Consider the following 26,722-nt stretch of genomic DNA (forward strand, 5'->3'; position numbering starts at 1 on the left):
TGCTCTTCACAATTTTACAAGCATCCGCTTTACATGGAGTGGCGGGTGTGGTAGGCTTATTTGCCATGCGAAAGAATTCATTGCCCCTTTCACCCTTCGCATAACACCACGCCCGCAGAGGCTCCATGTCAAGCGACAAGCGATGTCAATGAGATCAAAATTAAATTTCACTTATTGGTGTCCAAAATACTGACTTAAATCCAGTTTAATTCTTTCTACAGTACTAGGACTAATAATTTAAAAGAGAATGGACATCGTTCCCCTCTTTTGCAGCGTCTAATACGAATATAAATTCACGTAAAAATGTCCTTGGAAGTACAGTGATTTCCTGTTCAAAGGCAACAGTAAATGATTCAACATATTGCTTAATAAATGTATCATCAATAACTGTCTCTGGTATCCATTTGTGTACCATACCGTGGATTTCCCTAACTTTATATGAAACTTCTATTAATTGTTCAGTTGAGAAACGGTTTAATTTCATCAATGGGGTTGAAAGTACACCACTAACCCTTCCATTTTTTGTGAAGATAAAGGTTTAATTCTAGAATATAAAGCATCATGTTCTTTAATTGATCGATCCTCATTTTTAATTAAATCATCCGTTCCTGTAAATAACATATAACATCCTTTCCTTACATACGATTCACTTATTCCTAGCAATTTAGCTAATTTGTAATTCGAGAAATCATTCAACTCAATTGCTTGTCTAAGTTTTTCTAAGTTCTTATCCGTTTTATTGCGCTGTTCTTTTAAATACTCCTCACGGCTTTTTACGCCCATTTCCCGGCGTTTTTGTTTCCTTCTCCGCTTTTCATTCGCACTATAATCGTGCTTAAATGGCGTTGTTCGTCCTCTGTTATATCTAACCATTCAATTAATTTTTTATTGCTGATATTATATCCAGCGCCAGGATACCCTTTTTCTCTAGCTATTCGGTTTGCTTCTTCGTTATTCCGTGCATAATAGGCCTTTTCAGCGCTTCTGGTGGATCTTCTTAAAGGCTCATTAAACTGTAAATTAAACGTTAGCGTTTGTTTTAAGGCTTCTTCTGGATCATTCAAAAAGCAACATAACCAATAACGGTACAAGAAACAAATTGTCTCACGATAACCAGTAACGTTATAATTGCGTAATTCAACCAGTTTTTCTAAGTCTAGTAATCTAGCATGATGCGATCGGAAGACGTTAAAAAGATGTTGTACCTTCTTTTTTCGTCCTCTTTTTTTAGGCTTTCCTGTTTTGGCTCAACCTCGAGTTCCGGTAAATACCTCAAATTGTAAACTGCACCATTAAATAATTGTAGCATGCCATCAGAAAAATGTAAGCGAATTTGAATCGAATATGATGTAAAAAAATGTTGACAGAGGGGAAGGATAGTGGCATAATCCAAGTAAACGAATAAGAATTATAAAGTTAATAATAAAACTCTTATCAAGAGCAGGTGGAGGGATGAGCCCAATGAAGCCCGGCAACCGACTCATATGATGAGCACGGTGCTAATTCTCCCAACAGAGATGTTGAAAGATAAGAAGTTGTTTTGACAAAAAACCTCTTCTTATTGAAGAGGTTTTATTTATATAAAAAAATCTGAATGAAGAGGATTGAAAAAATGGGTCACGTAACAGCAGTATACCAAATCATTGCGAAACGAGAAGATTTAGAAAAAAAAGCAGAAGACATTGCTCTTGGATTAACGGTAGGTTCGTGGACTGACCTTCCTCTTTTAGTGCAAGAGCAGTTAAAAAAGCATAAAGGACAAGTGGTTGAGATAAAAGAAACAGGCGAGGATCCATCCTCCGGCAAAACGATTGCACAGCTTCACATTCGCTTTCCGGGAGAAAACTTTTCTAAAGACATTCCTGCCATCTTAACGACAACTTTTGGAAAATTATCACTAGATGGAGAAATAAAATTACTAGATTTGCAGTTTGACGATGAGATCTTTCGGTATTTTCCAGGTCCTCGATTTGGAATTCAGGGGTTACGAGAAAAACTTGGCGTTTACGACAGACCGTTAGTGATGAGCATCTTTAAAGGTGTAATTGGACGTGATATGGATTACCTTCTTGCCCAATTGCGGGAACAGGCTCTCGGGGGCGTCGACTTAGTAAAGGATGACGAAATACTTTTTGAAAATTCGCTCACATCATTTGAAACAAGAATAAAGGAAGGCAAAAAAGTTCTTGATAACGTGTATCAAGAAAAAGGGCACCGAACTTTGTATGCGGTCAATTTGACGGGAAAAACATTTGAATTGAAAGATAAGGCAAGAAAAGCAAAAGAATTAGGTGCCGATATTTTGCTATTTAATGTTTTTACATATGGCCTCGATGTGCTGCAAGCATTAAGGGAAGATGATGAAATCGCCCTCCCAATTATGGCTCATCCGGCGTTTAGCGGATCGTTTACTTCATCCGAAAAATATGGGCTCTCTCATTCCTTATTGCTTGGAAAATTGATAAGAATTGCTGGAGCAGATTTTTCGTTGTTCCCTTCACCATATGGCAGCGTTGCATTGGAGCGTGACAAAGTTTTAAAAGTGAAAGAAGAATTGGTGAAGGAATCAGTTTTAAAACCAGTTTTTCCTGTTCCATCTGCTGGCATTCACCCGGGTCTTGTTCCCATTTTAATTCATGATTTTGGAAAAGATTGTGTCATTAATGCAGGAGGCGGTGTTCACGGTCACCCGCAAGGTGCTAAAGGCGGAGGAAAAGCTTTCCGTCAGGCAGTTGACGCTGTTTCCCGGGGTGTTCCCCTTAATGAAGCAGCTGAAGACATAGAATTACAAGAAGCAATTCGGCTCTGGGGATGGAAGGAGGCACCGTCCAATTGAAGCCAGTAATATTTTGTGATTTTGATGGAACGGTGACAAAAAAAGATAACATCGTTAGCATCATGAAGCGTTTCGCTCCAAAAGAGTGGGAGCAATTGAAGGATGGCGTCCTTTCCCAGTCGATTAGTATTCAGGAAGGAGTCGGCAAGATGTTTGCACTTCTTCCATCTTCTTTAAAGGGTGACATCATTCACTATATTTTAGAAACTGCAGAAATAAGGGAAGGATTTCGCGACTTTGTTCATTATGCGAAAAACATGAACATTCCTTTATACATTGTCAGCGGCGGAATCGATTTTTTTATTAAACCGCTGTTGCAGCCTTTTGATTCTATTACCGCACTGTTTTGCAATAAAGCGGATTTTAGCGGAGAAACGATCACCATTCATTGGCCTTATACGTGTGATGAAAAATGTCCCAACCAAAATTGTGGGTGCTGCAAACCGACAATTATTCGGCAAATTGCAAATGCTGACACTCATTCCATCATCATCGGGGATTCCGTCACAGATTTAGAAGCCGCGAAGATTGCAGATACAGTTATTGCACGTGATTATTTATCAAAAAAATGTCAAGAATTTTCTATTCCTTATCAATCTTTCGAAACATTTTACGACTGTATTGACATTTTAGAGAAGACAATAAACAAAACAAATTTCATAGAAGAAAAAGGTGGCGCAAAATGAGTGTCGTTTTAACTCGTGTTCATGAGCTTGCGGAGATTAAAGAGGAGCTTGCTGCGAGGGATTGGTTTATGGGGACAAGCGGCAATTTAGCCATAAAAGTTCAAGATTCCCCGCTTCAGTTTCTTGTGACCGCAAGCGGCAAAGATAAACGAAAAAAAACGAAGGAAGATTTTTTGCTTGTAGATGGAGAAGGAAATCCTGTAGGCGCAACACAGCTGAAGCCTTCGGCAGAAACGCTATTGCATTGCGAAATATATAAAAGAAGCAAAGCCGGCTGCAGCCTACATGTACATACGGTTGCAAATAATGTCATCTCTGAACTTTATGGTGACGCTGGGAAAATTGTATTTCAAGGACAAGAACTGATAAAAGCGTTTGACCGCTGGGAGGAAGATGCAGAATTACAGATTCCGATTATTTATAATTATGCCCATATTCCTACATTAGCAAGCACTTTGGGCGATTTCGTGAAGGAGGATAAAGGGGCAGTTCTTATTCGCAACCACGGAATTACTGTATGGGGAAAAGATGGCTTTGAAGCGAAGAAAATTTTAGAAGCTTGTGAATTTTTATTTCAGTATCAGCTTGCTCTTATTCAAGCAAAAGCCGGTCTCCTTGCGAGTACAGGAGCTTTAAATAATTAAACATTTTAAGGAGGTATTTTACATGACAACGATTAAAATTCAAGGAACAAACGAAGTGATCAGCAATCAAGAGGAAGTGATTTCATTTTTAAATCAACAAGGTGTTATTTACGAGCAATGGGATATTGCCAAATTACCAGAGCATTTAAAAGAGAAATATCTTTTAAATGATGAGGAAAAACAAACGATTTTACAATCTTTTGAAAATGAAATTAAAGATATTTCAGCAAGACGCGGCTACAAAGCTTGGGATGTCATTTCTTTAGCAGATCATACGCCAAACCTTGAAGAGCTGCTGAAAAATTTTCAGCGTGAACATCATCATACAGATGATGAAGTGCGCTTTATTGTAAGCGGCCATGGAATTTTTGTTATTCAAGGACAGGACGGAAAATTTTTTGAAGTGCATCTTAATCCGGGAGACCTTATTTCTGTTCCAGAGGGCAGACGCCACTATTTCACATTAGCTGATGACCGAAAAGTTGTTGCGATCCGCATCTTTGTGACAGAAGAAGGCTGGGTGCCAGTTTACGAAAAAGAAGAAGTAAATTAAGTTTACAAAAAATTTATGAAAAAGCGGCTTTAAACATTCACAGCTGCAAGCTTAACATCATCTTTTTCATATAACTGGCTGCTCTTCGGATACACAATTCATCCAGCTCAGTGAACAATGTTCCTGAATGCAAAGAAACTATGAAAATACCACAGCGGCTGCTGGCCCGGTTTTAATAGGTTTACACATTTTTGCGAAGAAGCTTGCAGCTAAAAGAGCACCACAAAAATAGGCTTGTCTTATGTTACAAGAGGATATAGTTTCACTTGAAAACCAAGTAAACACAGATAATTTATCAAGTATTATGGCGGGATGGGGAAAATCAAGAATAAATGATGCAGATTTATATTTTTAGGAAGGGGCTGTCTTAGAAAGACAAAATCCACTGAAAACGAAACATCATAAGAATTGATATATCAACGTTTCTAAAACATTAAAGGGGCGTCTATAAGCCGGAAAATCGACTTATTAGACAGCCCCCTCTATTTAATGGATGAGGCGGCTGCTTTGGATCTAGAAATCCGAATCCATTTGGAGCATTTGCCGAAATCGGCTTTTACAAGCAGGTGACGAAGTGGTCTTGTAATAATGTCGTCCCCATATTGTGAATGGATATTATGAAAGACTCTTTTTTCGCTTTATGACAAACAAAGATAGAGGAGGGAATTTTTTTGAAGGATTTTACAACATATTTTACGATGACTGAGCAAGATGTCATCGAATATGTACAGAAAAAACTCGATATTTTTGAACAAAACGCAGAATTGGAATGTCGAGAGATTGGCGATGGCAACTTAAATTATGTATTTCGTGTCGTTGATCAAAATAGCGGCCAGTCTGTCATTATTAAACAAGCTGGTCCGGTTGCGCGTATTTCAGACGCCTTTAAAGTTTCACCAGATCGCAATCGGATTGAAAGCGAAGCATTGAAGCTGCAAGGGGAATTAGCGCCTGGATTTGTACCTAAGGTTTATTCGTATGATCCGATTATGAATTGTTGTGTGATGGATGATCTATCTGACCATGAAATTATGAGGACAGCTCTTTTAAAACATAAAAAATTTCCTTTGTTTGCCGACCATATTACAACGTTTCTTGTCAACACCTTATTGCTTACTTCAGATGCCGTTATCGATCATAAAGAGAAGAAAGCATTGGTGCAAAAATTTACAAACCCAGAATTATGTGAAATAACAGAAGATCTCGTTTATACAGAACCTTTTTACGATTGTGAGCAAAATGATGTATTTCCAGAAACGAGAGAATTCATCCGTGAAGAAATTTGGAATGATTCAAAGCTTGCATTGGAAACAGCTAAACTGAAGTTTGATTTTATGACAAAAGTACAGTCCCTCCTCCACGGCGACCTTCATACCGGTTCCATTTTTATAAAGGAAGATTCAACAAAAATAATCGATCCTGAGTTTGCTTTTTATGGACCTGCTGGGTTCGATATTGGGAATGTGATTGCAAACCTTATTTTCGCCTATGTAAATGCAAGCTTTACAATTGAAGATCAAGAAACAAAGGAAGACTACTTGCAATATATTAAACAAACAATCTCAGACGTAATAGAGCTGTTTACAAAAAAATTTTTACATGCTTGGGATGAGAATATAAAAGAAAGAACTGCAAGTGCACCTAGTTTTAAAGAATGGTATTTAAATTCCATCCTTGAGGATGCCTCAGCCGCTGCCGGACTTGAATTATGCAGAAGAATTATTGGGATCGCCCATGTAAAAGACATCACGTCAATTGAAAATAAAGAATCCCGAACTTTGGCTGAAAAAATTTGTTTAACAGCTGGTAAAACCTTTATTCTTGAACGGGCAAACATTCGTACAGGCGACGACTTTGTGAATGTTTTATTACAAAGTGTCCGCAAATTTATTGAAGGAGAAAAGTTTTATGACAGCAGTAAAAGCCATTCAATCCGTACAACTGGATGATGAAAACAATACGGTGATCATACTCGACCAAACGCTATTGCCGAATGAGAAAGTATTTCTGCATCTTTCTACTCCAGAAGAAATATGGGAGGCTATTTACCATCTGAAGGTTAGAGGAGCGCCTGCGATCGGAATTGCTGCTGCATTCGGTGTTTATTTAGGCACGAAGCAATCAAAAGCGTCGACTTATGAACAGCTTTTGGATGATTTTCAAAAAATCAAACAGTATTTGGCTTCATCGCGGCCGACTGCAGTGAATTTATTTTGGGCTTTAGATCGCATGGAGGATAGACTGAAAGTAGAAAAAGACAAAAGCATCGAGGAAATTAAAAACGCACTGAAGGAAGAAGCAGAACATATCCGTAATGAGGATGAGCAAGTCTGTTATTCGATCGGGGAGCATGCCCTGTCATTATTAAAACCCGGCTGGGGTCTTCTGACCCATTGCAATGCAGGAACAATTGCGACGGCGAGGTATGGGACTGCGTTAGCTCCCATCTACTTAGGCCAAGAAAGAGGCTACCATTTCAAAGTTTTTGCAGATGAAACAAGACCGCTTCTTCAAGGTGCACGTCTAACTGCATGGGAATTGCAGGAAGCTGGTGTGGATGTAACGTTAATTTGTGACAACATGGCATCCATTGTGATGAAGGAGGGAAAAGTACAAGCGGTTTTAGTCGGGTGTGATCGAGTTGCCGCAAACGGAGATACTGCCAATAAAATTGGAACTTCCGGAGTGGCAATCTTAGCAAAATATTATGGAATCCCGTTTTATGTTTGTGCTCCGCTTTCAACAATCGATTTAGATTGTCCGACAGGGGAACATATACCGATCGAAGTGAGAAAAGCAGAGGAGATCACGACAAAATGGTATGAAAAACCGATGGCGCCGGAAAATGTGCAAACATATAATCCGGCATTCGACGTGACCGATCATGAACTCATTACGGCAATTATTACAGAAAAAGGGATTGCCTATCCACCCTTTACCAAAAGTTTAAAACACATGAAAAGCGTTTAATTGCCTTTTCATACAAAAACCCCTTAAAAGGGAATGCTTTCACATTCTTTTAAGGGGTGTAAAATTTTATTCGAAATATAATTCCGGACGTCTGTCTTGAAAAATAGGAATGGTTTTTCTTACACGGTCAATTTCTTGAAGATCCAGTTGGGCGTAAAAAATTCCTTCATCTGTTTGATCATGAACAAGAAGCTCGCCCCAAGGGGCAATGACCATTGAGTGTCCATTAAATTCATTATTTTGATCCGCTCCGACCCGGTTTACTGCTACAACAAACATTTGATTTTCAACTGCCCGTGCTTGGAGAAGCAATTGCCAATGGTCAATTCGCTTTTTCGGCCATTCGGCAGGAATGAACATAATGTTTGCACCTTTTAATGCATGGGTGCGAATCCATTCCGGAAAACGCAAATCATAACAAATAACACCGCCGCAAGTGATGCCGTCCAGCTCAAATATATTTACTTTTTGGCCGGCACTCATAAATTTATGCTCATCCATCAATTTAAACAGATGGGCTTTGTCGTATTCAGCGGTGATATTTCCGAATCGGTCGACAACGTACATGGTATTAAAAAATTGTCCGTTTTTTTTCGTTGCAACTGAACCGCCGACAATATTGACATGATATGTTTTAGCAAGGGATGTCAGCAGCTCAATTGTTTTTTCTCCATTTTTGTCTGCAAGCTCATCAAGCTGATCAAGGGCGTATCCTGTATTCCACATTTCAGGCAAAACAATTGTATCCGCTTGATGGTTTGCTGCTTCTATTATATTTTTTTGAGCGATTTCATAGTTTTGGTCCGGTTCGCCTAAAATGATATTCATTTGTATACAAGCAACTTTCATGATTTTCAGCCCCTAGACATTTTTATATAAAGACTATAGAATTTTTATGATAATTTCAACTATTTTTATAAAAAAAGGTGGATTAGAGTGGAGATTTCAGAACGTTTAAAAAAGCTTCCAACACAATTTTTCTCTGCCCTTGTGAAAAAAGTGAATAACGCTGTAGCTGAAGGAAGAGATATTATTAATTTAGGACAAGGAAATCCTGACCAGCCGACTCCCCCGCATATCGTCAAAGCGCTGCAAACCGCAGCAGAAGACCCGAAAACACATAAATATTCACCATTTTCAGGTCTGATTGAGTTAAAACATGCGGCTAGTGAATATTATAAGAAACAATACGGTGTCGATATAGATCCGGAAAAAGAAGTGGCGATTTTATTCGGTACGAAAACTGGACTTGTTGAATTGCCGATGTGCCTATTAAATGAAGGAGATCTAATGCTATTGCCCGACCCGGGTTATCCAGACTATTTATCAGGCGTTGTTTTAGCCGGGGCTCAATTTAAAACGTTCCCGCTGTTGGCAGAAAATCGGTTTTTACCTGATTACAACGCCATTCCGTTGGAGGATAAAGAAGCGGCAAAATTGATGTATTTAAACTACCCGAACAATCCGACAGGAGCAACGGCCGATCTTAAGTTTTTTGAGGAAACGGTTACGTTTGCAAAGAAGCATCGAATTTCCGTTGTCCATGATTTTGCGTACGGTGCGATCGGCTTTGACGGCAAAAAACCGACCAGCCTTCTTGAAGCGGAAGGAGCTAAGGACATCGGCATTGAAATGTACACATTGTCGAAAACCTACAATATGGCCGGCTGGCGCGTTGGATTTGCTGTAGGGAACCAGAATATCATTGAAAGTATTAATCTTATTCAAGATCACTTATATTGCAGCCTTTTTCCAGCAATACAATTAGCAGCAGCTGCCGCATTAACAGGCGATCAGTCGTGTGTAGAGGAGCTTGTCTCCCTTTATGAAAAACGCCGAAATACGTTTATCAATGCTATTCGGCAAATTGGCTGGAACGCTCAAGCTCCGAAAGGATCATTTTTTGCCTGGCTCCCTGTTCCGAAAGGATTTACTAGCGAAGAGTTTGCCGATTATTTGCTTGAAAAAGCAGATGTCGCCGTTGCGCCAGGAAACGGCTTCGGGCAATATGGAGAAGGATACATACGCGTTGGTTTATTAGTTGATGAGAGCAGGCTTTTAGAAGCGGTTGATAGAATTCGCAAGCTGAATCTTTTTTAACTGCTGCAATGAATGTTGAAACACTCTCCTTATCCCCCTAAAAAAATGATCAGCACGTGAATGCCTTTCCAATCAAAATTAAAAGAAGTATAATAAAAATTGTGTTAAGTGGGAGTTTTTTGACTGAATGTAAGGGGGATAAGCGGGATGGAAAAATTATATGAGAGTATGTATCAATTAATTGTGGAAACGTCTACAAAATTGCCGAAGGATGTCCGCCGCGCTATTTTGAAGGCGAAGCAGCGTGAAAATGCTGGTACAAGAGCTGCGATGTCGCTTGCCACGATAACCGAAAATATTAAAATGGCAGATGAAAATGTATCGCCGATCTGCCAAGATACCGGATTGCCGACATTTAAAATTAAAGTGCCAGTCGGTATCAATCAAATTCAAATAAAGGAAACAATAAAAAAAGCGATCGCTCAAGCGACGAAGGACGGGAAGCTTCGCCCGAACTCGGTCGATTCGCTCACTGGAGAAAATTCCGGCGATAACTTGGGCGAAGGGCTTCCAGTCGTAAAATTTGAACAATGGGAAAAAGATTATATCGATGTTCGCTTAATATTAAAAGGCGGCGGCTGCGAAAACAAAAATATTCAATACAGCCTGCCGTGCGAACTAGAAGGATTGGGAAGAGCCGGCAGAGATTTGGATGGAATCCGCAAATGTATTTTGCATGCGGTATATCAAGCACAAGGCCAAGGATGCAGCGCAGGATTCATTGGAGTTGGAATCGGTGGAGACCGTTCATCGGGGTACGATTTAGCGAAAGAACAATTATTCCGCGAAGTCGATGACGTAAATCCGAACGAAGAATTGCGGCTATTGGAAGAATATATTATGGAAAATGCGAACAAGCTTGGCATCGGAACGATGGGATTTGGCGGGGAAACCACTTTATTAGGCTGCAAAGTCGGCGCAATGCACAGAATCCCTGCGAGCTTTTTTGTTTCTGTCGCATACAACTGCTGGGCATTCCGCCGTTTAGGTGTGCATATCGATCCAAATACGGGTGAAATCATAAAATGGCTTTATCAAGATGGAGAAGATGTTGATTTTCAAGAAAATGCTGCACAAGAAGAACATTTAGCATCAACGGACTCTGAAAGACGTGTCATCACGCTGCAAGCGCCAATTACAGAAGAACAAATCCGCCAGCTGAAAGTCGGCGACGTTGTTCGCATCAACGGAATCATTTACACAGGAAGGGATGCCATCCATAAATATTTAATGGATCATGATGCGCCGGTTGATTTAAACGGTCAAATTATTTACCACTGCGGACCTGTCATGTTAAAAGATGAAAACGGCAATTGGGAAGTGAAAGCGGCCGGGCCGACCACTTCCATTCGCGAAGAGCCTTATCAAGGGGATATTATGAAAAAATTTGGCATCCGTGCGGTAATGGGCAAAGGCGGCATGGGGCAAAAAACGCTGCAAGCTTTAAAAGAGCATGGCGGAGTATACTTGAATGCGATTGGCGGTGCTGCTCAATATTATGCGGATTGCATCGAAGCGGTTGAAGGTGTTGACTTGCTGGAGTTTGGAATTCCAGAAGCTATGTGGCATTTGCGCGTAAAAGACTTCACGGCCGTTGTCACAATGGATTCACACGGCAACAGCCTGCATGAAGACATTGAAAAATCGTCATTAGAAAAGCTTTCTCAATTTAAAGAGCCGGTATTTAGCTAAATATTAAACTCAATGCCATAGCCAGATGATTGGCTATGGTATTTTTTTGAAATCAAGATGGAGCATAATTCCTAAAAACGGATAAAGACTAATAGTAAAAATAATGGAAAGGAGATTCACAGCTTGAATTATTTCCGGATTTTATATTGCTCTGTCTTGTTATTTTTTTCTTTTTTTAGCTGCGCCTCTGCTGCTGTCAGCAATCACCCGATTCATTGGGGTTTTCAAAAAAACAATAATCATCAGCCTCCTGATGCCGGGAAAGAATGGAATGAACTTTTAAATAAATATGGAGCGTTTTATTTAGGAGATCCCAGCAAAAAAGAGATTTATTTAACGTTTGATAATGGCTATGAAAACGGCTATACATCGAAAATTTTGGACGTACTGAAAAAGCACGATGTACATGCGACGTTTTTTGTAACAGGCCATTATTTAAAAACAGCCCCTGATCTTGTAAAGAGAATGGTGAAAGAAGGGCATATTGTCGGCAATCATTCATGGAGCCACCCTGATATGACGACAATAAGTGCTGATAAAATAAAGAAGGAGCTTGATGCCGTCAGCGACAAAGTAAAGGAGCTTACAGGCCAAGAAGGAACAGTATATGTGAGACCGCCAAGGGGCATTTTTAGCGAACGCACACTTGCATTGTCCGAAAAATACGGTTATCGCAATATTTTTTGGTCGCTTGCATTTGTCGACTGGAAGGTGAATGAACAAAAAGGCTGGCGATATGCATACGACAACATTATCAATCAAATTCATCCGGGCGCGATCATTTTGCTGCACACCGTATCAAAAGACAACGCTGATGCGCTTGATGAAGCGATTAAAACTTTAAAACAGCAAGGCTATACTTTTAAAAGCTTAGACGATCTAGTGATGGAGAAAATGTTTGAAAGTCCATTTCTTTATTAATAGAAGCGGATTATGTGATATAATAGCTCCGAAAAAATACGATAAAGGTCGGTAAAAACATGTGGAATGTGACGATAAAAGCGGCGCCGCCGTATGACTTCGACCGCGTGTTAGAGCGCCTTTCACTTGATCCGTTGAACAAGGTGGACGTGCACAAGCGAACCGTCCTTGTTCCTCTTTATAGTGAAAAAGAAGAACCTTTTGTTGCCGCTGTAAAAGCAATCGGATCGAAGGAAAACCCAGTATTTGAAATATCAGGGGAACAGGATGAACAAAAAGAACGAGCCATCCATGAGCTGACACGCATATTTCAATGGAAGAATTCGCTTAAAACCATTCAAGATCATTTCCTGCAATCCAACCTTGCTCCGCTTTTTCAAGAGCATGAAGGGACGCCGCTCGTGTTAGATTTTCATCCGTATGCTTGTTTAATGAAATGCATCATTCATCAGCAATTAAATTTATCATTTGCCTATCAATTGACGACCGCTTTTGTGCAAACTTTTGGTTTTCAAGTAGATAATGTATGGTTTTATCCCAAACCGGAAACAGTATCCAAATTGAACTATGAAGATTTGCGGGCGCTGAAATTCAGCATGAGAAAAGCGGAATATGTTATTGATACCTCCAGATTGATTGCAGAAGGAGCACTGCCGCTTCAGGCCTTCCATGAATGGAGCGATGATGACATTATGAAAAAATTGGTTCAAGTGCGCGGCATCGGCCCGTGGACGGTGCAAAATTTTCTTTTATTTGGGCTGGGCAGGCCGAATCTGTTTCCTGCTGCTGATATCGGCTTGCAAAATGCGATCAAGCATTATTTTCAACTGGAAAAGAAACCGACAAAAGAAGAAATGGAAAACTACAGCCGCGAGTGGGTTCCTTATTTAAGCTATGCAGCTTTTTATTTATGGCGAAGCATCGAAAAGAGACGGGGAGAAGCGAAATGAAGATAAAAAATAGACCGGCATCTGTGACGATTCAAAAGGGACAGCAATTTCCGCTGACCATTAAGCGGCTTGGCATTAACGGAGAAGGTGTCGGGTATTTTAAGAAACAAGTTGTCTTTGTCCCGGGAGCTTTGCCCGGGGAAGAAGTGGTCGTTCAAGCAGAGAATATTCAACCAAATTATGCAGAAGCCGTTATTAAAAAAATACGGAAAAAATCCCCTCATCGTGTGAAACCGCCCTGCATCTATTATGACCGATGCGGAGGCTGCCAATTGCAGCATTTGCAATATGAACAGCAGCTTGCTGCCAAACGGGACATTGTCATTCAAGCGCTTGAGCGCCATACGAACCTAGAGGTTGACGCCCTCGACATCCGTCCGACAATCGGTATGGACGACCCTTGGCATTACCGCAATAAAAGTCAATTTCAGCTCGGAAATGAAAAACAGCAAGTGATAGCAGGCCTGTATGGTGCGAAATCACACAAGCTTGTTCCAATTCACTCTTGCATGGTCCAGCACCCGCTGACAGATAAAATTACCCAAACGGTAAAACAAGTACTGGAGGATTTTCACATCCCGATTTACCATGAGCGAAAACGGACGGGCATCGTTCGCACAATCGTCGTACGCGCCGGAGTTCAGACGAACCATGTGCAAGTCGTCCTCATTACAAAAGGGGAAGAATTGCCGCGAAAAGAACTGATTGCAGCGGAGATCATGAAGCGCGCGCCGGAAGTAAAATCAGTCATGCAAAATATAAATGGAAGCAAAACATCGCTGATTTTCGGCGACAAAACGGTTTTGTTAAAAGGTGAAGAAGTCATCCAAGAAACATTGGGCGACCTTTCCTTTGAACTTTCCGCCCGCGCTTTTTTCCAGCTTAACCCGGTGCAAACGGTCAAACTTTATGACGAAGTCAAAAAAGCAGCAGGTTTAACAGGAAGCGAAAAAATCGTAGATGCCTATTGCGGCGTCGGCACGATCGGCTTGTGGCTGGCAAAGGATGCAGCAGAAATCAGAGGAATGGATGTCATTGAAGAATCCATCCGTGACGCGAAAAAAAACGCCGAAAAACACGGGATCAAAAATGCAACATATGTCACAGGCAAAGCAGAAACATGGATGCCAAAATGGGCAAAAGAAGGCTGGCGCCCAGATGTTGTCGTCGTCGACCCTCCCCGCACCGGCTGCGACCGAGCGTTTCTCAAAACAATCAAAAAAGTGAAGCCAAAACGATTCGTTTACGTCTCATGCAATCCGTCCACCCTGGCAAAAGACATTCAATTTCTTTCCAGCTTGTACAAAGTCGAATACATCCAGCCCGTCGACATGTTCCCGCACACGGCGCATGTGGAGTGTGTTTCACGGCTAGTGTTAAAAAATGATTGAGCGTGTTTAAACTTTTACACACTAAATCGGCGTAAGCTTGTGGTAAATTTTAACATTTTGGTTGTTATCTACTTCTATCCGTTCAATAAAAGGGAGAAAGAAAGTGTCTGCTGAAAATCAAGTAATTGTATCAAACTCCCACCCTGCCATTATCTTAGAGAAGATTTTGAAGCTGTACAAGCACAAATGAAAATTAGAAAGAGGACATAACTGCTCCTAAAAAGCATTTATTTACTAATATTGCTTTTTGTGCAGACTGTGGAACAGGCATGTGGTACAGACAAAATCGAAAGGGATATATATGTGGGGGATACGGTAGGCATGGAAGCAAAAAATGTAGTCACCATGCTATTAAAGAAAGTGGCCTTAAATCAATTATCCTTTCTGATCTAAAAAAATACGCAAGGGAAATCAGTAAAGAAGGTTTAATAAAGAAACTAGAACAACAAACGGTGAGAGCCGAGAAAACGACGAACAAAAAGCTAGCTAGCATTGAAAGGGAAATGAAACGGCTAGTTGAAAGAAAAAGTAAATTTCTCAACCTGTTAGCAAATGAAATCATTACTAAAGCTGATTATCAACGGGCTATTGAAGAAATCAATAGAGAATTGAAAAGACTGTCTGCTCAAAAGACTGAATTACAACACTCATTGGAAAGTAAAAATATCCATGAGGAAATTGCTAAGCTAAAAGCCGAGTTAGACAAATACCTTTTGTTCAATGATTTAACAGAGGAAATGCTACACCGATTTGTTAGAAGAATTGAAATAAAAGCAGATGGAACACCGAAAATCTTTTACAGATTTTCGGCTCTTTCTGCTTAATTTTTCCTCAAAACTATCTGCGACACACATTCAACATGGCTCGAGTTGATAGAATTGATGTCTGCCTAATTTGCCTGTTTGGGAAACATGTCCATGGACCTTTTATTACTATAGAATGTCATTACAATATAATTTACAAAACCAACCATCATCATGAGCAAGATAAACAAAATTATTATTTATTCGATTAAAAAATGGTGTTATTAAGGATTTCCCAAAATGAGGCAAATATAAAATTTCAGTCATTGTGATGTCTTTTTGAAACAAAAGAATGACGGTTGCTCCAAGCGTATCGTTTGAGCACTTATATGGAGCCACGGTTGTTGTTTAAACTCGCCATTAGATCACGTGTCGGATATTTAGGTCACCAAAATCGGTGTGTAACTTACGAGAATAAGAACCATTGCGCGAATTACCTGAGTTAAAGCCGATACGATCGTACTTTTCGAAGTCTAAAAAGAATGTTAGTTCTGTCGCAAGTAACGTATTCACTGCCGTTTCTAAATGCGTACGGAAAACCTCGGTGATATCTTGTTTTTTTGACTAGTGCATCGACAAGCTCTGTTGTAAACTGATTCATAGGGAGATCTCTTTTCTGTGAATTTTTTGCGATAACCCAATTCTATCAAGAAAAGGTCTTCCTTTTTTATCATTCTATTCATTTACACAAAATATTTCATACTCCCAAAAACTTTTTTAAATCATACTCCCTTTAAATATTGTAAGTTAATATTTGTTTTTTAGTTCTTTATAGGCTTTTAATTGTTGCTCCATCATTTCAACAGAATCGTGTTGAATGGCATTTGGATCCTTCTGAAGAAGTCCTTTAAAGTAGCGTTCATATTCTTTAAAGAAAGCTGTAAGAAAATCTTCAAACTCACCTTGAAAGGCGATTTCTGTTGTATTGTCGTATTCACTGTAGGCTTTAATAATAAGCAATTTACCAGTTTTGTTTAAAGTATATTCCATTGCATTTTCATAGGTTTCAAATCCATTAGAAAAAGATGTATGGTTTTCTTTTAATTCCAAAAGAATTTTCCCCATACCTAAAAGCAAGGCGTCATGGAAAGTGGAATTACAAAGTTCTTTTTTTTCCCCATTTTGCTGCACAAAAATAGATAAACGACAGGCTAAATAGTCATCTATATTAAAAGGTTGTCCAATCATTTCATCATATAATTCAACAAAAAAAGATATTTTCATTATAATAACTCCCTCTTTAAATGTTGAGATATCAACGGTTTAACCCGTTTATACCTTATTAAAAAAATATTTTTACTGATATATATTTTAGTATTTTACATTACTTTATTGATTTACAGTTTGAGGATACGCTTCTGCTTGGCAATATCGCTGCCAATTACTAACGTGTTTTCAAGAACTTGATTAATTTTATGGTTTGTACTAAAATTCATATGATAGAGTCCTCTGTATGATGATGGGTCAATGAGCGTTGACACTCATGCATCATACTAGAGGGCTTTTATTTTTTCAAGACCCCGAAAATCCTTCTAACAGGATTGCTCCTTATTATTTAACTTTTATCACACTTTTTCCGGACAACGGGTACGCAGTGACAATCATACCATCTTTATCAACAATGACTTTCATTTTATTTATACCATACTTATTTAGGTTATATTCATAAGATTTATAACCATTAGCTGCTTGACCTTTATAAGTACCTTTTTGTAAAGATTCCATAATAATATTTTTAATTTGAGATTCAGATAAGTTTTTGGGGAATAATGTATCGCCCTTTTTAGCACCTTTGCCCAAAATATGTCCATTCTTTATATGTTTCCATCCTTTGCTAGCATTACCTTCAAATAGAACGCCTCGACTATTGTGCTTTAGAATTTTTCCCATGTTACTGGCAACTTTAATAGATTTTTTCGCAAGACCTTTAATTGCTAAACGAACAACTTGAGAACCTATAATATATGCAACATAAGGAACCGCTGAGGCAGATACAACTGAAGAATCATAAATTGTGATTTCACCAGTTTCTTTATCAATAAACTCTATAATAAAATTTTCATCATCTATAACATTAATATTTAAATCATACTCTTTTTCAATTAAATCCCCATTTTCTTCATATGTAATGTTATACTGGGCAGTATTCTCTTCAGGTTGTATTTCTAAAGTAGTATCCACATCATAGTTATATGTTGAAACTTTACTTTCTATAATAATCCTATCATTCTGAACATTTAAGTTAGAAACTTCTAGTTCAGTATCCTCAGCAGTATTAAACTCTTCTTCAAGTTCTTGGACAATTTCTTCTGTTTCGTCTGCTGCATAGTTAAAAACTTCTTGAATGTTACTTTCTACAGATACAGGAACTTCATTTTCAGAGGTAGCAGCATATACATTACTTGCAGTTGGTCCAATACTTAAAAAACTTAAAGTAAAACATAATGAGATAATCAATAGTTTTTTCATTCTAATCCCCTTTTTTTAATGTTAATAATCCATTTCCGTATTCTGATTGTTTGCCCAAAGGTTTTGCGTAGTCTTTTAAATGCTTGAAATAAGAAGTTCGATCTATTTTTTGCTCGCTTAAGAGTTGTGCAATAATTCCCGTTGCATAAGCTGTTGCATATGATGTTCCATCAAGACTTTTATCTCTCATTTTATTAATTTTTACAGCTTGTACGTTTATACCAGGAGTAACATAGTCAACTTTATTTTTTGCAGCCGTTGGATCTCGTTTTAAGTTTTTGTCAATCCCGAAAATTTACCTTTAAAAATAATTAGGACAACGTCGTAATTATTTTTAAAAGGCCACCAAGCGATAGCGCGGTAGCTGCGAAAAAAATTTATAAATTTTTGTGTCTACTTTATTGACCTAATATCAATCGGTCGTTAAGCATGAAGGGTTGTCCCTATGACAACGCAGTAGCTGAAGCAACCTTTAAAATTATCAAAACAGAATTTGTTAAAGGTAAATATTTTGAAAATTTAGACCGATTAAAACTGGAATTAGATGATTATGTTCATTGGTTTCATCATGTTAGAATACATGGAACACTTGGGTATTTAAGCCCGGTGGAGTACAAAGAGAAACACCTCAAAAAAATTGTCTAGTTTAGTGTTGACATACCAATACAAAAAAAGTTGACAATTATACATGTAAATGGTAAAACTATACTTGATAGGCAAACATTTTATTTACTACATCAAGATGCCGCTCATTAAGCAGGGCATTTTTTTTTTCGCGCACCATTGATAATGATTATCATTATTGAAACACAATCATAATCAATGGTGTTTTTTTACGTCATATATTGAGAATGATTATCGTTACCATTAAATGCCCTGGCATATAAAAACATAAAGGAGGGAGGAGTAAGTAAACGCAATTGATTTAATAAGTAATGGCAGGGTTTATGAGAATGGATGTAATACCAAGAAATGAAGGAGAATGGTAGAGAATGATTCAAACTAATCTAAGCTATAAAAGAACTGTTGCGATGTTCATAAGTGTATTATTGCTATCCATAGCGATTGCTGTATCTGTATCTGCCGCAACATTAAATTATCAGTTTTTAGATTCTAATGGGAATTATTCTAGTCACGCGAGTTCGTTTATTGTTGGTGATGCCGTTATCGATGGTAATTCTGCAACTATTACATTGAAGGATGCTAGTTATATTGGTGATTTATTAGTATGGGATGGCAGTGATTATGTTTCCGCCAATCGGACAGTTGATGCGGATGGAAATGTTCAATTTACTTTTGACGTCTATGATTTCGATGTAAATTTAGCTGTTCAATTATATGTAAACGCTGGTCCGCATAGTGGATATATTCCTCTATTTATTCAATGGCTTTGATATTTTCAGAATATTTGGAGAGTGGCGGGGTTTTTCCATTCACTCTCCATTGGAAAAATTTTGTGATTAGGGAGAGATCAGCTTGAAGAGGAAAAGTAGGTTATTATGGATAGGTATTGCAATATTCCTGTTGACTTTATCACCTATCCTTCCAATATTTCATAATGTTCATGCGGAAGGGGCAGGATTAGTAAATGGAACATATGAAGGAGTTGATTATCGTTATTTAAAAGATGGAACTGCGGAAACATCAGCAGCTCATGGTTATTTGTATGTTGCTAATTCAGGAAGATTGATTATAGAAGATGATACGATAATATTTGAGCATGAAATTACAGCAGTAAACAAAGATTATTTACCTTATATTGGTTATCGACTGCCAGGTAAGCCAAAGGCTGTTATTTCAGGTGATAACATATCTGGTATGGATGGGTATCAGCAAGTTCAGCCAGAACGAAAAGATAATGGGAATTATGTGATTCGTTATAAAATGGAGGATGTAACAAAAGCTTTAGATATTTTAATGCATGTGCATATGGAAAATGTCCCTGGTATGCCTGGTGGCATATATGATAATTGGTACAATGTTCAATTACAATTAGATACAAGTACTCTACCGATTGATGTTGAAACGGATAAATCTGAATTGGAAAAAGTGCTTGAGGAGGCAAGACACCTCTTTAATACAGTGCATCCTAGAGGGACTTTGATTCCATATGTTTATTCTGAAGGAGAACATGGCTATGCTGTCCCCGAAATTCAAAGAAGGCTTGCCAACGCTGAAAACGTTTATAATAATCCAAATGCTACACAAACAGAGGTTGATGCAGCAATAGAAAGTCTAAAATTTGCAATGGATTCTGTAAAGAGGGATCAATTCTTTAAGATAGAGCCTTTAAGATTTAGAGTTTTAAACTCTATTGGTGATGATGCAGAACTGTCCGAGCATGCAGGTGATTTCGGCGAAGAAACAACAGCAGTATTAAAGCAATTTGGAACATATCAAACTGTTGCTAATATTCCTGTTCATTTACCAAAAGAAACTTTACAAATTTATAAAGCCGCAGATACTGCAAATGGCGGTTTTTCAAGTGCTATGTCTAAAGTGTATTTTGTAGAAGCGAAAAATGATACTAATATTTATCAAATAAACATTAGGCACAAGGATGCTGGAGACGATGTTTGGAAAGGCATTTCTTATGTGAAATATAATACGGATGGTGTGGAAAAAGAAGTATATTTAAACTTTAATGTCAATATCCAAGAAGACTTAAAAGATTTCGTTGAACTTGCAAAGAAAATCGATCCAAGTAAATTGGAAGCTGATGGGGAGCATGTGAATACTTTTCAAACGTCACTTAATGAAGCTGAGAAGGTTAGTAACAAATTAGCCGCAACAAGAGTGGAAATTTTATCTGCTACGCAAGCATTGAAAGAAGCAGTAACAAATATTCTAAAAACGAAACACTATGATGCAGGCACATATGTTCTCAGTTTAGCAGATTTTGGAGCGGATTTTGCGAATTTTGTTGAAAAAAGCCATTTAATTGTTGATGAAAATGGTCAATTAAGCTTACAAATCATTCCGAAAGCTAATGTCGAAGTTAGCTTACAAAATCAAGAAACGGGTGAGGAAATAGCAGCTGATTCTTCACATATTTTTAAAGATATTGATCCATCCATACCGTATACTATAGAGATTTCAAATAATGGGGAAACTGCTGCTTACTCTGTATATTTTGCGCTTATTACAGCCGAATTGTTAGCAGAGCCTGAACAGCCGGGAGAAGACCCTGAGCAACCAGCAGAACCTGAACAGCCGGGAGGAAATCCCGAGCAACCAGCAGAGCCTGAACAGCCGGGAGAAAATCCTGAGCAACCAGCAGAGCCTGAACAGCCGGGAGAAAATCCTGAGCAACCAGCAGAGCCTGAACAGCCGGGAGAAAATCCTGAGCAACCAGCAGAACCTGAACAGCCGGGAGAAGATCCTGAGCAACCAGCAGAACCTGAACAGCCGGGAGAAAATCCTGAACAACCAGCAGAGCCTGAACAGCCGGGAGAAAATCCTGAGCAACCAGCAGAGCCTGAACAGCCGGGAGAAGATCCTGAGCAACCAGCAGAACCTGAACAGCCGGGAGAAAATCCTGAACAACCAGCAGAGCCTGAACAGCCGGGAGAAAATCCTGAGCAACCAGCAGAACCTGAACAGCCGGAAGAAAAAATCGGACAACCAACAAAATCTGAACAGTTAGCAGAAGAAAAGAAGGAACTAGAAGGTAAAAAATTGCCCAATACAGCTACCAATCAATTTAATTTCCTACTGATTGGCACTATTTTACTTGGAATGGGGAGTATATGTTTTGCTGTTGTAAGAAAAAAATATAACTAAAAAGAGAATGCCAAGTGAAGATCCAAAAAATTGATAGCCTCTCCTTGCAGTGGTCTAGTCCCAAAAAGTAGAAATGAAGAAAAATCCCGGAAGTAATTATCTTATTTAGAGGTAATTACTTCCTTTTTTCTTACCAATATAGGCGCAAGGGTATTAGATGTTATACGGTATTAACTGTTGTAAGCATACTTTTCCGCGTTTGCATCAAAGAACAGGTCCTTAGGGTTATCAAAATTTCAAAAAAAGACAGCATTTTTAACTACAATCGGCATCCTCCTAACAAAAAATCCTCAATTATGAAAGCGCAATATAAACAATTTCCATTACCTAGATTTTTTTACAAAAAATAAGTTATATGCACCATAAAATGTAACATAAAAACCACAAATAACCAATTTTAGAATTCCGAATTACTGGTTAAATGGAATTGTATGCCATCAATTGTTTTTAGAAAAAATCATAGGTTCGAGATAATTTTGGGCAAAAAGTACTGTGTGAAATTTGACATCTTTCATCGGGCGTTTGACTGTTTTTCCAACTATTGATAAATACATTTATAGGAAAATATTTATTAAGCATTCGATATTATTTAAAGAAACGAATGCCACAAAACTATTTTGAAGGAGATGGATATTTTGGCAGGACAAATTCGAATGACCCCAGAGGAGCTAAAAGCGAAGGCTCAGCGTTATGGGCAAGCTGGTTTGCAAATTGAGCAAATTTTAAGAGATTTAACAAATTTACAAAATGAACTTCGTGCTGAGTGGGAAGGCCGTGCTTTCCAAGGATTTGATGATCAATTTAATCAACTAAAACCGAAGGTGCAAAACTTTGCCCAGCTTATGCATGATATTAATACGCAATTGAATAGAACAGCGGAAGCAGTAGCTCAACATGATGAGCAGCTATCACGCAATTTTGGGCTTCAATAATCAATCCGCGTTGACTTCATGTCTAATACCAGGCTTAGATGGTTGGACGACTTCCGTGTTGTCAAAAAAGCCACGCGACGATGTTGTGTGGCTTTTTTCTTAATACATAAATATTTTCGGAATGGATGTGCAAGGAAAAATGAGGCGTTGGCAAGAAGGCAGTGCCTTTGAGGATGTTTGTCATGTTTGGTTTTCATCCCAACATATCTGTATGTCATTCACATAAAAGGGGGTGAATGGAATGAAGAAATTTGTGCTCAATTCTTTCTTGTTTCTTGGACTGGTGCTCATGCTTTCCTCAGGAAGTTCCTACTTAGCATTAAACCAAGTATCGAAAAGTACAAATGATGATGAGCAAAAAATGACTGTTGCTTTAGTAAATGAAGATCAAGGCGGCACCTTTAATGGCAAAAAATACGCATTTGGCAATGAATTTGTGAAAAGTATTGAAAAAGATAATGAACATGATTGGTATATTGTCAGCCGTGGTGTTGCTGAAAGCGGCTTTAAAAACAATTTGTACAACATGATTATTATCATTCCAAATGATTTTACAGAAAAAGCACTATCAATGAATGATAAAAATCCGGAGAAAATCACTTTAAACTATAAGATTAATGCATCGGGCAACAGCAGCATGAAAGCCCGGGCGGAAAAAACGGCTAGTTCAATTTTAGAGGATTTTAATCGTCGAATTATTGATGTTTACTTCGCTAGTGTAATAGGAAACTTACAAAAGGCCCAAGACAATGTTGCTGAACTTGTCAGGAAGGAACGGAATCATACCAATATATATAATCATGATATTCATCAACCATTATCTGGTTTCACTAATCAGTTTGCGACAGTAAAGGATCAAACAAAGGTATCAACCGATGCTTTCAAAGGTCTGGAGGATATCTTGCAAAATTACCAGAGCTCCTTTGTTGAAGGGGCAAAAGCAACAAATGCTTATCAAACAAATTTTTTAGATTTCCAACAAATGAAGAATGCTCATGAAACTTTGGCAAAAGGTTTTGCAGATCAGCTAACAGCATTCGACAGCAGTCTAAACGCTGCAGACGTTCAGCAAAATATTAACCGACTGGTTGAAACCAATCAAGCAATTTATAATCAGTTCCATTTCAATTCCATGGAGGACCAAAATATTTTCTTGAAGTCTGAAGCGCTGAAGATGTCGTTAAAATCAACATTGGAAACAATAGACAGCTATGTGCAAAAATTAACGAAAAAGCTAGAAAATGAAACAGAGGAAAATATTGCGAAAAAACTGGCAAAACAAATGAAAGATGGTGTCGGAAACAGTTACGTTTCGTTAAATCAAATATTTGATACTCCCGATAAAATTGTCCAAAAAACGATTAAAAGCCAAATTGATAAACTTCAAACGTTAAAACGGGAAGAAATTGATGATTTAAACATCGATGAGTCGGTGAAGAGCGATATCAAAATGGTTATCAAGGTGACAAACCAATTTAATCGGGAATTTCAATATCAGCCACAACCATCCAACGGTACGGGGCTTCCTTTAGCAAATTTAATAAACAAAGTGAAAAAGGATTTAACGGAATCAGGCATCATTTTGTCGGACAATGCAGCTATTCTAGGCGGAAATATTGAGAGTCAAAATATAAATGCGGCAGTTCCTGAACTTTTTCGTATTCATGAAGTGACATTGACTCTTCCTAATGGGCAAACAAATGTTTTTAAAGTGGATGGAGATCAGAACAACGTTACATTTGATCTTCCTGTCACTGAAAAAGGAAATATTACAGTCAACATAAAAATAAGCTTGAAGGACGAAAATGCGAAAATTGATTTATTTCAGCCTGTTGCATGGGAATGGAAGATTATTCAAAAGCATAAAAATACAGAGGCGCCAGAGCTGTCTGATCCATCTGATCCATTGCCGCCAGAAGAGCAACAGCCTGATCCTGAAGCTCTAAATATGAATGAAAACAGTAATTCCGAATCGACACAGGACGATTCAAATGATGAGAATACAAATGAACCTCCTGTTGAAAGAGAAGATATTAACAATGTTATCTATCATAAAGTAATGTCTCAGCTGATAAGTGATCCGGCTAATACTTTCATGAAAAGCCTTAATGAAAGTATCAGAGATTATCAAAAAACAGCGATGTTATATGAATTATATTTTGGGAAAAGTATTTCCGATTTAGCCAATGGATTGGAACAACGTAGCTTGGGGGATATGGCTGCAGAGGATTCTCTTTATTACCTGTTCCATAAACAAGATATTGTAGAAGCCATATCCGACTATATGGCCGGGAAAATAACTGAGGATGTCAGAGCTGAAACGGAAGACCTTAAAAATAAGATAGCAGGTTATAAGCAGCTAGTTCAGAAAACTCAAAATCATTCTGACGAAATGGCTTTATTAGTCCAGCAAGCGACGATACAAGCAGAAGAATTGAATCATGGCATTACCAATACATTACAGCGGTTGGAAGCATGGCGGGAAGCCAGTTTGAAGCTGCAAAACGCAAATAGTGAGATACAAGCCGGTCAAAATAAAGAACAAAGCGTTGTTCTGTCCTTAGACGATCAACTTCAAACATTGCTGGCTACAAGCCAATCCTTGGCAGATCAATCTGAAAATGTATTGATTTCAACAGACAGCGTCTATAAAACTTTTGATGCGATTGATAAACAGGCTGACAATATTGTAAACAGCGGCGACACATTAGTGAAAAAGGCTCAAAAGCTTTCAAATGATTTGACCAATAAGCTGCTGAAGGATCAAGAGTTTGCTGATAACTTTGGACAAGTGTTAGCCAACAGCCGTATAGGCGACCGTCCAAATGAAAACTTGTTGAATTTTCTATCAAATCCGGTGCAGACAAAAAACAGCGAAGTGAAAGTGGTTAAAGATACCTTTATCCCTTATTATTTGGTGTTAATCTGTTTTATTTTGGCTTTATTTACTGCATACGTCATTGCAACGTCTGAAAGAAAAAGATTGATAAAGGATGATTTCACAGAAAACAGAACATTGGTTTGGAAAAATACTCCGATCACATGGGCGACAGCAGGAATTGGCGTTATCGAAGGAATCATCATCGGTTTGCTGTCAGGTTCTTTTATCGATATTCCACAAGAAAAATATTTTCAATGGATTGGCCTGATCTCCCTGATTATGTTCACCATGGTGCTGGCAGGAGCTTATTTGCTAAGACAGCTTAAAATGATCGGGATGTTTTTACTTCTTGGCGTGTTAAGCCTTTATGTATTGTTGACAGAAACTCTTGGGCTGAATTTCGACAAACAGTCTTTAGCATCTACATTGCAAGAATTGTCGCCACTGCAATATATTGAGAAGCTGCTATTAGGTTTTGTTGACGATACAAAGTACGATCCATTGATCATCACCATATTAGTGGGAACAGCATTTTTAAGTCTTGTCGGACATTTATTTGTGATAAATGGGTTTACACAAAATAAGGAGGCAAGGGATGAAGCAGCTAATCCGAATTAGTATTTTAGTTGCTGCAGCTATAGGCGTCCAGCCTTTGCTTTCTGCACATTCGTTGGCAGATGAACATTTGGATCACAGTGGGAAGCTTGATTTACAAGTAGACCGTATCAGCGATGACATAAAAACACAAGAATCCCAAAGTGAGAGTGAAACTGAACTGGAAAAAATCGCGCCCGGTTTGTTTAAAAAACAAACTCGGGCTGCGGTCCAGAAAAAGCAAAAAGAGCTGGATCATGCAGTGAATCATCTAAAAGAAGAAATTTTTGCCGATTCGGTGGCGAGCGATGCAAAAACAAGCTTTCACGATGCGAAAAAGACATTATTTTCACAACATTTTTTTACGCAGCATTCTTCTCCCGCTAGCCAAAGCACTGCGGATCATGCAGAGAAAAAGGAAAGGGTAAATCAGATAGCCATTGGATTTCTGAGCGGATTTGCTGTTATGTTGGTCGGCGGAATTTTGGCTCTTATAAGAAAAATAATGGAGTAAAGG

24 protein-coding genes, 2 pseudogenes and 1 riboswitch are annotated in these 26,722 nt (G+C 38.4%); of the genes and pseudogenes, 18 read left to right on the plus strand and 8 right to left on the minus strand.

Features of this window, described 5'->3' with window-relative positions; genetic code table 11:
• Nucleotides 1-229 precede the first annotated feature (229 nt).
• Genes NSQ94_RS03065 through NSQ94_RS03075 form a run of 3 tightly spaced genes read right to left on the minus strand, consistent with a single transcriptional unit; the run spans nt 230 to nt 1,064 of the window.
• Entirely contained in the window at nt 230-484 is a 255-nt protein-coding gene (locus tag NSQ94_RS03065; protein ID WP_242009363.1) for a BREX system ATP-binding domain-containing protein, read from the minus strand.
• Nucleotides 484-783 (minus strand): hypothetical protein, encoded by a 300-nt coding sequence (locus NSQ94_RS03070; RefSeq protein ID WP_327847650.1) that lies wholly within the window; start codon nt 781-783, stop codon nt 484-486. The genes NSQ94_RS03065 and NSQ94_RS03070 overlap by 1 nt, the downstream gene beginning before the upstream one ends.
• Entirely contained in the window at nt 774-1,064 is a 291-nt protein-coding gene (locus tag NSQ94_RS03075) for a hypothetical protein (protein WP_327847649.1), read from the minus strand. Before NSQ94_RS03075 ends, NSQ94_RS03070 begins: the two co-directional genes overlap by 10 nt.
• A gap of 364 nt (nt 1,065-1,428) precedes the next feature.
• A riboswitch (SAM riboswitch) is annotated at nt 1,429-1,534 on the plus strand.
• 78 nt (nt 1,535-1,612) lie between these two features.
• Here NSQ94_RS03075 and NSQ94_RS03080 point away from each other — a divergent pair.
• The 6 genes from NSQ94_RS03080 (at nt 1,613) to mtnA (ending at nt 7,689) form a co-directional block, all read left to right on the plus strand.
• On the plus strand, nt 1,613-2,836 hold the full coding sequence (locus NSQ94_RS03080; protein ID WP_327847648.1) for a 2,3-diketo-5-methylthiopentyl-1-phosphate enolase: 1,224 nt from the start codon (nt 1,613-1,615) through the stop codon (nt 2,834-2,836).
• Entirely contained in the window at nt 2,812-3,522 is a 711-nt protein-coding gene (locus NSQ94_RS03085; RefSeq protein WP_063386761.1) for a 2-hydroxy-3-keto-5-methylthiopentenyl-1-phosphate phosphatase, read from the plus strand. The genes NSQ94_RS03080 and NSQ94_RS03085 overlap by 25 nt, the downstream gene beginning before the upstream one ends.
• Nucleotides 3,519-4,166, plus strand: a complete 648-nt coding sequence (locus tag NSQ94_RS03090; protein ID WP_063386760.1) for a methylthioribulose 1-phosphate dehydratase — start codon at nt 3,519-3,521, stop codon at nt 4,164-4,166. Before NSQ94_RS03085 ends, NSQ94_RS03090 begins: the two co-directional genes overlap by 4 nt.
• A 22-nt stretch (nt 4,167-4,188) precedes the next feature.
• Nucleotides 4,189-4,719: a cupin domain-containing protein gene (locus NSQ94_RS03095; protein ID WP_063386759.1), complete on the plus strand. Its 531-nt coding sequence runs from the start codon at nt 4,189-4,191 to the stop codon at nt 4,717-4,719.
• A gap of 671 nt (nt 4,720-5,390) precedes the next feature.
• Nucleotides 5,391-6,668: an S-methyl-5-thioribose kinase gene (mtnK, locus tag NSQ94_RS03100; RefSeq protein WP_339230083.1), complete on the plus strand. Its 1,278-nt coding sequence runs from the start codon at nt 5,391-5,393 to the stop codon at nt 6,666-6,668.
• The gene (gene mtnA, locus NSQ94_RS03105) at nt 6,628-7,689 is read left to right on the plus strand and encodes an S-methyl-5-thioribose-1-phosphate isomerase (RefSeq protein WP_063386758.1); all 1,062 of its coding nucleotides are present in this window, start codon (nt 6,628-6,630) and stop codon (nt 7,687-7,689) included. Before mtnK ends, mtnA begins: the two co-directional genes overlap by 41 nt.
• Nucleotides 7,690-7,755: 66 nt before the next feature.
• Here mtnA and NSQ94_RS03110 read toward each other — a convergent pair whose 3' ends face one another.
• A complete protein-coding gene (locus tag NSQ94_RS03110) occupies nt 7,756-8,538 on the minus strand; it encodes a carbon-nitrogen family hydrolase (RefSeq protein ID WP_144598480.1) in 783 nt (260 codons plus the stop codon).
• Nucleotides 8,539-8,625: 87 nt separating this feature from the next.
• On the opposite strand from NSQ94_RS03110, the gene NSQ94_RS03115 reads away from it, so the two are divergent.
• The 6 genes from NSQ94_RS03115 to NSQ94_RS03140 all read left to right on the plus strand — a co-directional run bounded on the left by NSQ94_RS03115 (nt 8,626) and on the right by NSQ94_RS03140 (nt 15,567).
• Nucleotides 8,626-9,789, plus strand: a complete 1,164-nt coding sequence (locus NSQ94_RS03115) for a pyridoxal phosphate-dependent aminotransferase (protein ID WP_144598479.1) — start codon at nt 8,626-8,628, stop codon at nt 9,787-9,789.
• A gap of 147 nt (nt 9,790-9,936) precedes the next feature.
• Nucleotides 9,937-11,481 (plus strand): fumarate hydratase, encoded by a 1,545-nt coding sequence (locus tag NSQ94_RS03120; protein ID WP_339230085.1) that lies wholly within the window; start codon nt 9,937-9,939, stop codon nt 11,479-11,481.
• A 123-nt stretch (nt 11,482-11,604) separates the two neighbouring features.
• Complete coding sequence (gene pdaA / locus NSQ94_RS03125) at nt 11,605-12,402, plus strand: delta-lactam-biosynthetic de-N-acetylase (protein WP_327856984.1); 798 nt, start codon at nt 11,605-11,607, stop codon at nt 12,400-12,402.
• Nucleotides 12,403-12,461: 59 nt separating this feature from the next.
• The gene (locus NSQ94_RS03130) at nt 12,462-13,352 is read left to right on the plus strand and encodes a DNA-3-methyladenine glycosylase (RefSeq protein ID WP_339230087.1); all 891 of its coding nucleotides are present in this window, start codon (nt 12,462-12,464) and stop codon (nt 13,350-13,352) included.
• Nucleotides 13,349-14,743: a 23S rRNA (uracil(1939)-C(5))-methyltransferase RlmD gene (rlmD, locus tag NSQ94_RS03135; RefSeq protein ID WP_339230089.1), complete on the plus strand. Its 1,395-nt coding sequence runs from the start codon at nt 13,349-13,351 to the stop codon at nt 14,741-14,743. The genes NSQ94_RS03130 and rlmD overlap by 4 nt, the downstream gene beginning before the upstream one ends.
• 239 nt (nt 14,744-14,982) lie before the next feature.
• Entirely contained in the window at nt 14,983-15,567 is a 585-nt protein-coding gene (locus tag NSQ94_RS03140; RefSeq protein ID WP_277874814.1) for a recombinase zinc beta ribbon domain-containing protein, read from the plus strand.
• Nucleotides 15,568-15,801: 234 nt separating this feature from the next.
• Here NSQ94_RS03140 and NSQ94_RS03145 read toward each other — a convergent pair.
• The 4 genes and pseudogenes from NSQ94_RS03145 to NSQ94_RS03160 all read right to left on the minus strand — a co-directional run.
• Nucleotides 15,802-16,147, minus strand: a pseudogene (locus tag NSQ94_RS03145) (transposase); the annotation flags it as partial.
• A 146-nt stretch (nt 16,148-16,293) separates the two neighbouring features.
• The gene (locus NSQ94_RS03150; RefSeq protein ID WP_066247761.1) at nt 16,294-16,770 is read right to left on the minus strand and encodes a hypothetical protein; all 477 of its coding nucleotides are present in this window, start codon (nt 16,768-16,770) and stop codon (nt 16,294-16,296) included.
• Nucleotides 16,771-17,097: 327 nt separating this feature from the next.
• Nucleotides 17,098-18,015 (minus strand): SAR2788 family putative toxin, encoded by a 918-nt coding sequence (locus NSQ94_RS03155; RefSeq protein WP_094244484.1) that lies wholly within the window; start codon nt 18,013-18,015, stop codon nt 17,098-17,100.
• A 1-nt stretch (nt 18,016) separates the two neighbouring features.
• Entirely contained in the window at nt 18,017-18,310 is a 294-nt protein-coding gene (locus tag NSQ94_RS03160; protein ID WP_144598496.1) for a S8 family serine peptidase, read from the minus strand.
• A 113-nt stretch (nt 18,311-18,423) separates the two neighbouring features.
• Between NSQ94_RS03160 and NSQ94_RS03165 the strand changes: the two are divergent.
• The 6 genes and pseudogenes from NSQ94_RS03165 to essA form a co-directional block, all read left to right on the plus strand.
• Nucleotides 18,424-18,660 (plus strand): annotated as a pseudogene (locus NSQ94_RS03165) (IS3 family transposase); the annotation flags it as partial.
• 347 nt (nt 18,661-19,007) lie between these two features.
• Nucleotides 19,008-19,409: a hypothetical protein gene (locus NSQ94_RS03170; RefSeq protein ID WP_066247764.1), complete on the plus strand. Its 402-nt coding sequence runs from the start codon at nt 19,008-19,010 to the stop codon at nt 19,407-19,409.
• An 82-nt stretch (nt 19,410-19,491) separates the two neighbouring features.
• Nucleotides 19,492-21,798, plus strand: coding sequence for an NEAT domain-containing protein (locus tag NSQ94_RS03175; protein ID WP_339230092.1), 2,307 nt, complete (start codon nt 19,492-19,494; stop codon nt 21,796-21,798).
• Nucleotides 21,799-22,433: 635 nt separating this feature from the next.
• Entirely contained in the window at nt 22,434-22,730 is a 297-nt protein-coding gene (locus tag NSQ94_RS03180) for a WXG100 family type VII secretion target (protein WP_066249497.1), read from the plus strand.
• Between the two features lie 241 nt (nt 22,731-22,971).
• Nucleotides 22,972-26,229 (plus strand): type VII secretion protein EsaA, encoded by a 3,258-nt coding sequence (gene esaA, locus NSQ94_RS03185; protein WP_339230094.1) that lies wholly within the window; start codon nt 22,972-22,974, stop codon nt 26,227-26,229.
• On the plus strand, nt 26,207-26,719 hold the full coding sequence (gene essA / locus NSQ94_RS03190) for a type VII secretion protein EssA (protein WP_339230096.1): 513 nt from the start codon (nt 26,207-26,209) through the stop codon (nt 26,717-26,719). The genes esaA and essA overlap by 23 nt, the downstream gene beginning before the upstream one ends.
• The last annotated feature ends 3 nt before the right edge of the window (nt 26,720-26,722 follow it).

It is taken from the genome of Aeribacillus sp. FSL K6-2833 (assembly GCF_037965815.1).
GTDB classification, from domain to species: Bacteria; Bacillota; Bacilli; order Bacillales; family Aeribacillaceae; genus Aeribacillus; species Aeribacillus composti.